7 protein-coding genes and 1 other annotated feature are annotated in these 6,817 nt (G+C 37.2%); all 7 genes read left to right on the top strand.

What is annotated here, in order from left to right:
* Window positions 1–182: 182 nt before the first annotated feature.
* Window positions 183–308 (top strand) — a sequence feature (His leader region).
* 39 nt (window positions 309–347) lie between these two features.
* From hisG to hisF, 7 genes are read left to right on the top strand one after another with little or no spacing between them, the layout of a single operon-like run.
* On the top strand, window positions 348–1,247 hold the full coding sequence (gene hisG / locus B6D18_RS07915; RefSeq protein ID WP_086363958.1) for an ATP phosphoribosyltransferase: 900 nt from the start codon (window positions 348–350) through the stop codon (window positions 1,245–1,247).
* Window positions 1,248–1,251: 4 nt separating this feature from the next.
* Complete coding sequence (hisD, locus tag B6D18_RS07910) at window positions 1,252–2,553, top strand: histidinol dehydrogenase (protein ID WP_086363957.1); 1,302 nt, start codon at window positions 1,252–1,254, stop codon at window positions 2,551–2,553.
* Between the two features lie 9 nt (window positions 2,554–2,562).
* A complete protein-coding gene (gene hisC, locus B6D18_RS07905) occupies window positions 2,563–3,618 on the top strand; it encodes a histidinol-phosphate transaminase (RefSeq protein ID WP_086363956.1) in 1,056 nt (351 codons plus the stop codon).
* Between the two features lie 11 nt (window positions 3,619–3,629).
* On the top strand, window positions 3,630–4,697 hold the full coding sequence (gene hisB, locus B6D18_RS07900; protein WP_086363955.1) for a bifunctional histidinol-phosphatase/imidazoleglycerol-phosphate dehydratase HisB: 1,068 nt from the start codon (window positions 3,630–3,632) through the stop codon (window positions 4,695–4,697).
* Complete coding sequence (gene hisH, locus B6D18_RS07895; RefSeq protein WP_086363954.1) at window positions 4,698–5,285, top strand: imidazole glycerol phosphate synthase subunit HisH; 588 nt, start codon at window positions 4,698–4,700, stop codon at window positions 5,283–5,285.
* A 17-nt stretch (window positions 5,286–5,302) separates the two neighbouring features.
* Window positions 5,303–6,040, top strand: a complete 738-nt coding sequence (hisA, locus tag B6D18_RS07890) for a 1-(5-phosphoribosyl)-5-[(5-phosphoribosylamino)methylideneamino]imidazole-4-carboxamide isomerase (RefSeq protein WP_086363961.1) — start codon at window positions 5,303–5,305, stop codon at window positions 6,038–6,040.
* Entirely contained in the window at window positions 6,022–6,798 is a 777-nt protein-coding gene (gene hisF, locus B6D18_RS07885; protein WP_086363953.1) for an imidazole glycerol phosphate synthase subunit HisF, read from the top strand. The genes hisA and hisF overlap by 19 nt, the downstream gene beginning before the upstream one ends.
* The last annotated feature ends 19 nt before the right edge of the window (window positions 6,799–6,817 follow it).

The raw sequence follows: 6,817 nt of genomic DNA, 5'->3' as shown, positions 1-6,817 counted from the left end.
GCTATTTAAACATGACAAAAATGAATAAAATAGATAATTAAAAAATTTCAATTTTTTATATTATTTTTAATAAATCGACAAAAATAAGTTGCTAGTTAGTCATTTATGTTATATTTTTTACAACAGTTAAATTTAAAGGTTTTATTTTTTATGAATTGTTTTTGTGTTTTCGTTACTAAACACCATCATCACCATCATTCCTGAATAGTCTTCGGGCGATTGGTGCTGGAAGACAAAAGGTCTTCCGGTGATATCGCAAAAGCATTTAGAGAACCCTCGGAAGATCAGTCTTCCGAGGGTTTTTTATTTGTGGTTTATAAATTTATTTAAACAAGTTGGAGAATAATATGTTGGATAATTCACGTTTACGTATAGCAATGCAAAAATCGGGACGTTTAAGCGATGAGTCGAAAAAATTATTGGCGCAATGTGGCATAAAAATCAATTTGCAAGAACAACGCTTAATTGCTTTTGCTGAAAATATGCCAATTGATATTTTACGCGTTCGAGATGACGATATTCCTGGACTAGTTATTGATGGTGTTGTCGATATAGGTATTGTCGGTGAGAATGTGTTAGAAGAAGAAGTTCTTGACAGACAAGCTGAAGGTGAAAATCCACAATATAAAACCTTGCGTCGTCTTGATTTTGGTGGCTGCCGCTTATCAATTGCTGCTCCTCGTGATTTTGTTTACAGTGGCCCAGAATGTTTAAATAATTTACGTATTGCAACCACATATCCTCACCTGCTCCGACGTTATCTTTCACAATATAATGTGAATTTCAAAACCTGTTTACTTAATGGCTCTGTTGAAGTTGCACCACGAGCAGGGCTTGCTGATGTAATTTGTGATTTAGTATCTAGTGGGGCCACACTTGAAGCTAATGGTCTACAAGAAATTGAAGTTATTTATAAATCAAAAGCTTGTTTAATTCAACGAGAAGGTGAAATGTCACCGATGAAACAAGCATTAATAGACAAAGTGATGACCCGTATTCAAGGGGTAATTCAAGCTCGTGAATCCAAATACATTATGCTGCATGCTCCAACAGCCGTATTAGATCAAGTTGTATCATTATTACCAGGTGCTGAAAATCCAACTATTTTACCATTAACTGGCGAACAAAATCGGGTAGCACTACATATGGTGAGTACTGAATCATTATTCTGGGAAACCATGGAAAAATTGAAAGATTTAGGTGCAAGCTCAATCCTTGTATTACCAATTGAAAAAATGATGGAGTAATTAAATGAAACTATCATATTGGCAACAATGTTCAAAAGAAAAACAAGCAGAATTATTAACACGCCCGGCAATTGCAGCTTCCGATGCTATTAGTCAAGCGGTTAACGATATCTTGGTGCAAGTTAAACAAAATGGCGACGAAGCACTTAAAATGTTAAGTAATAAATTTGATAAAGTACAAATTAAGCAAATCAAATTAACAGAAGATGAAATAAAAACTGCGACAAGCCGTGTTAAACCAGAATTAAAACAAGCGATGCAATTAGCTGTAAGTAACATCGAAAAATTCCACCAAGCACAAGTTAGACAAACTATAACTGTGGAAACGATGCCGGGCATCAAATGTCAGTCAGTCACCAGACCAATTGATTCGGTAGGACTGTATATACCAGGAGGTTCGGCACCTTTATTATCTACCGTATTGATGTTAGCAATACCAGCTAAAATTGCTGGTTGCCGTAAAGTAATTTTATGTTCACCACCACCTATTGCTGATGAAATTTTATATGCAGCAGAACTATGTGGAGTGAGCGAGATTTATCAATTAGGTGGCGCGCAAGCAATTGCTGCAATGGCATTAGGTACTGCATCAGTACCAAAAGTTGATAAAATATTTGGCCCAGGTAATGCCTATGTGACCGAAGCGAAGCGTCAAGTTAGTCAAAGACTAGATGGTGCAGCTATTGATATGCCAGCTGGTCCATCCGAAGTATTGGTGATTGCTGACAGTTTTGCTAATCCAGCATTTATTGCCGCTGATCTACTTTCTCAAGCTGAACATGGTCCAGACTCTCAAGTGGTACTACTAACGCCCGATGAAAAAATCGCTCAAGCAGTTTCAATAGAAGTTGATAAGCAATTAGCACAACTGTCACGTCAAGAGATCGCAGAAAAAGCCTTACAAGAAAGTCGACTTATTGTTACTAAAGATTTAGAAGAATGTGTGGATATCAGTAATCGCTATGGACCTGAACATTTAATTATTCAAACGCAAAATGCTGATGAACTAGTTGATAAAATTAATAGCGCTGGCTCCATATTTTTAGGTGATTGGTCACCAGAATCAGCTGGTGACTATGCATCTGGTACTAATCACGTTTTACCTACTTATGGTTATACCGCTACTTATTCAAGCCTTGGCTTAGCCGATTTTCAAAAACGTATGACAGTACAAAAATTGACAGCTGAAGGTTTGCAAGCAATTGGTAACGCAGTTGAGCTAATGGCTCAAGCTGAGCAACTTACCGCCCACAAAAATGCCGTAACTATTCGTTTAACTAAACTTAACTCAGATTCTGAAAAATAGGTGAATAAAATGGACATTAATCAATTAGTCAGAAAGAACGTACAAAAGTTGACTCCTTATCAATCAGCTAGGCGTATAGGTGGTATTGGTGATGTATGGCTAAATGCCAATGAATATCCTGTTGCACCCAATTTTCAGTTAACTGAACAAAGCTTAAACCGCTATCCAGAAGCGCAACCCGAACAAGTGATTAATCGTTATGCGCAATATGCGGGGGTCACCCCAGAACAAGTGATTGTTAGTCGGGGTGCCGATGAAGCAATAGAATTATTAATGCGTGCTTTTTGTGAGCCTGAAACCAATACCGTGCTTTATTGCCCTCCAACTTATGGTATGTATCAAGTCAGTGCCGAAACACTTGGTATAAAGACCAAAACCGTACCAACTAAATCTAATTGGCAACTCGATTTAGACGGAATTAAACAAAATCTAGACAATGTTAAATTGATCTACGTATGTTCACCCAATAATCCAACGGGTAATTTGATAGATCAAGATGATATTAAAACTTTACTTAAATTGGCCGAAAATCGTGCTTTAGTAATTATTGATGAAGCTTATATTGAGTTTTCTCCAAATTCAACCGTTGTGAGATGGCTTGCAGATTATCCTCACCTAGTTATTTTACGAACTTTATCGAAAGCTTTTGCGCTAGCAGGGCTACGTTGTGGCTTTACTTTAGCAAATAAACCAGTAATAGATGCTTTACAGAAAGTCATCGCACCTTATCCTTTAGCAACACCGGTTGCTGATATAGCAACCCAAGCATTAAGTAAAGATGGCATAAATACCATGAAGTTACATGTTATCAATCTCAATAATCAAAAAGAGAAATTAGTGAATCAACTTTCAGCTTTAGAAATCGTTGAAAAAGTTTATCCTAGTGAAGCTAATTATTTATGTGTTAAATTCCAAAGCAATAAAGAGGTATTTAGCAAACTATGGAATAAAGGCATTATTTTGCGTGATCAAAGCAAATCAATTGGCCAAGATGGTTTTATTCGAATTTCGATTGGTACACAAGCCGAATGTGAAGCAGTAATAACAGCACTCAAAGCGATATAATAGGAGCAAGTATGTTACAAAAATATTTATTTATCGATCGTGATGGAACATTAATAGTTGAACCGCCTATTGATTATCAAGTTGATAGTTTTGAAAAACTTGCATTTGAACCTAATGTGATCCCGGCACTACTTAAACTACAAGCAGCTGGTTATAAATTAGTAATGGTTACCAATCAAGATGGATTAGGAACCAGTAGTTATCCGCAAGCTGATTTTGATGGACCGCATAATTTAATGATGCAAATATTCGAATCACAAGGTGTTAACTTTGAAGATGTGCTGATCTGTCCTCATTTTCCTCAAGATAATTGTGAATGTCGTAAGCCGAAAATTACCTTAGTTCTACCTTATTTAACCAGTGGTAAGTTGGATAAACAAAACAGTTTTGTCATTGGTGACCGAGTCACAGATATGCAGCTTGCTGAAAATATGCAAATAAACGGATTACACTATAATCCAGAAACACTTAATTGGAATGAAATTACCCAACGTTTAACCACAGCTGATCGTTATGCTAAAGTCGAACGAAACACCAAAGAAACCAAAATTTTGATTGAAGTTTGGTTAGATAGACAAGGTGGTAGTCAAATTAATACCGGCATTGGTTTTTTTGATCATATGCTTGACCAAATCGCAACCCATGGCGGTATTAAATTGAATATTCAAGTAGAAGGTGATTTACATATTGATGATCACCACACTATTGAAGATACGGGTCTTGCTCTTGGCGAAGCGCTAAAAAAAGCACTCGGCGATAAACGAGGTATCACTCGTTATGCATCTGTTATTCCTATGGATGAGTGCTTAGCAAAATGTGCAATGGATATTTCAGGTCGGCCTTACCTCAAGTTTTCGGCGCAATTTAGTGATCCGAAAGTTGGCGATATGAGTACACAAATGGTTGAACATTTCTTCTATTCTCTAAGTTATACTATGGCAATTACCTTGCACATTGAAACAACTGGTGATAATGACCACCACCGTATCGAAAGCTTATTTAAAGCCTTTGCTAGAACACTCAAACAGGCGATTAAAATTGAAGGTGACAGATTACCTAGCTCGAAAGGAGTGTTATAGATGAAAATTGTCATTCTAGATACTGGCTGTGCTAATCTTTCCTCAGTCAAATATGCAATACAGAGATTAGGCTATAATCCAATTATTAGCCTTGATCCTGATACAGTACTCGAATCAGACAAACTGTTTTTACCAGGTGTCGGTTCTGCTTCTGCTGCAATGCAAAAATTAGAAGAACGTAATTTAATTGAGCTTATCAAAGTCTGTACTCAACCAGTATTAGGCATCTGCCTTGGTATGCAACTTTTAGCTGATTATAGCAATGAAGGTCATGTCGATACCTTAGGTATTATTCACGAAAAAGTAGTACAAATTCCTGATTGTGGATTACCACTACCACATATGGGCTGGAATCAAGTCAACCCAAAAGCCGGGCATCATCTATTTAGAGATATTCCTGATGGTGCTTACTTTTACTTTGTACATGGATACGCCTTACCATTATGCTCATCAACTATCGCAGAAACCAATTACGGCGAAAGCTTTACTGCTGCCGTACAAAAAGACAACTTTTACGGTGTGCAATTTCATCCAGAGCGTTCTGGCTTAGCCGGTGCAAAATTGCTCAAAAACTTTTTGGAGATGTAACTATGGCAGTTTATCCTATTATTATTCCCGCACTTGATTTAATTGATGGTACTGTTGTGCGGTTACATCAAGGTGATTATGACCAAAAACGAGATTATGGTAATGATCCCTTAGCTCGTCTACAAGATTATCAAAAGCAAGGTGCGAAACTATTACATCTGGTTGATTTAACTGGAGCTAAAGATCCACAAGCTCGACAAATCTCATTGATAAAATCCCTGATTAATGGTGTACAAGTTCCAGTACAAATTGGTGGTGGAATTCGGACAGAAGAAGATGTTAAAGCATTATTATCCACAGGTGCAACTCGAGTAGTTATTGGTTCAACAGCTATTAAACAACCTGATTTAGTAAAAAAATGGTTTGATACTTATGGCTCTGAATCGTTGGTATTAGCCTTAGATGTTCGTATTGACCAACAAGGTAACAAAAACGTCGCTATCCATGGTTGGCAAGAGGATTCTAAACAGACATTGGAACAAGTTATTGATGATTATCTACCCTATGGCTTGAAACATGTACTATGTACAGATATTTCTAAAGATGGAACGCTAAGTGGTTCTAATGTAAAACTATATCAAGAGATCAGCCAAAAATATCCACAAATTGCGTTTCAAGCTTCTGGTGGGATTGGTCAAATAGATGATGTTAAAGCATTAAAAGATAGTGGTGTTGCCGGTGTTATTGTTGGTAGAGCATTATTAGAAGGTAAATTTACAGTTCAGGAGGCGATTTCATGTTGGCAAAAAGGATAATACCTTGTTTGGATGTGCGTGATGGGCAAGTTGTAAAAGGAGTGCAATTTCGTAATCATGAAATCATCGGTGATATTGTACCATTAGCCAAACGTTATGCCAAAGAAGGGGCTGACGAATTGGTATTCTATGATATTACAGCCTCATCCGACGGTCGAGTCGTTGACAAAAGTTGGGTGGCAAAAGTCGCTGAAGTCATAGATATCCCCTTTTGTGTCGCTGGCGGTATAAAAACGGTTGAAGATGCAGCACAAATTTTAACTTTTGGTGCTGATAAAATTTCAATCAACTCTCCTGCGTTAGCTAATCCGAGTTTAATTACAGAGTTAGCTGATTGTTATGGAGTACAATGTATCGTGGTAGGGATCGATACTTGGTATGATAAAGATTCCGATAGTTATCATGTTTATCAATTTACTGGTGATGAAAAGCGCACTGTAGCAACCAAATGGGATACGCTTGATTGGGTGCAAGAAGTACAAAAACGAGGCGCAGGTGAAATAGTGCTAAACATGATGAATCAAGATGGCGTCCGTAATGGTTATGATCTGAAACAACTAAAAACAATTCGAGAAGTTTGTCATGTACCACTGATTGCATCTGGTGGCGCTGGTACTATGGAGCATTTTTTGCAAGCTTTTCAAGAAGCCAATGTTGATGGTGCATTAGCCGCTTCCGTCTTTCACAAACAAATAATTAATATTGGTGAACTTAAACAATATTTAGCTCAAAATGGAGTAGAAATCCGATTATGTTAACTCAACATTCCCAAATGCA

Origin of the sequence: Gilliamella sp. A7 (assembly GCF_002142015.1) — a bacterium.
GTDB lineage: Bacteria > Pseudomonadota > Gammaproteobacteria > Enterobacterales > Orbaceae > Gilliamella > Gilliamella apis_A.
The sequence above is the reverse complement of the archived record's forward strand: the minus strand, read 5'-3'. Positions and strand labels throughout refer to the sequence as shown.

Bases quoted from the DNA above. Each gene is read 5' to 3' on its own strand.
- hisG (WP_086363958.1), top strand. From the start codon at position 348: ATGTTGGATAATTCACGTTTACGTATAGCAATGCAAAAATCGGGACGT.
- hisD (WP_086363957.1), top strand. From the start codon at position 1,252: ATGAAACTATCATATTGGCAACAATGTTCAAAAGAAAAACAAGCAGAA.
- hisC (WP_086363956.1), top strand. From the start codon at position 2,563: ATGGACATTAATCAATTAGTCAGAAAGAACGTACAAAAGTTGACTCCT.
- hisB (WP_086363955.1), top strand. From the start codon at position 3,630: ATGTTACAAAAATATTTATTTATCGATCGTGATGGAACATTAATAGTT.
- hisH (WP_086363954.1), top strand. From the start codon at position 4,698: ATGAAAATTGTCATTCTAGATACTGGCTGTGCTAATCTTTCCTCAGTC.
- hisF (WP_086363953.1), top strand. From the start codon at position 6,022: ATGTTGGCAAAAAGGATAATACCTTGTTTGGATGTGCGTGATGGGCAA.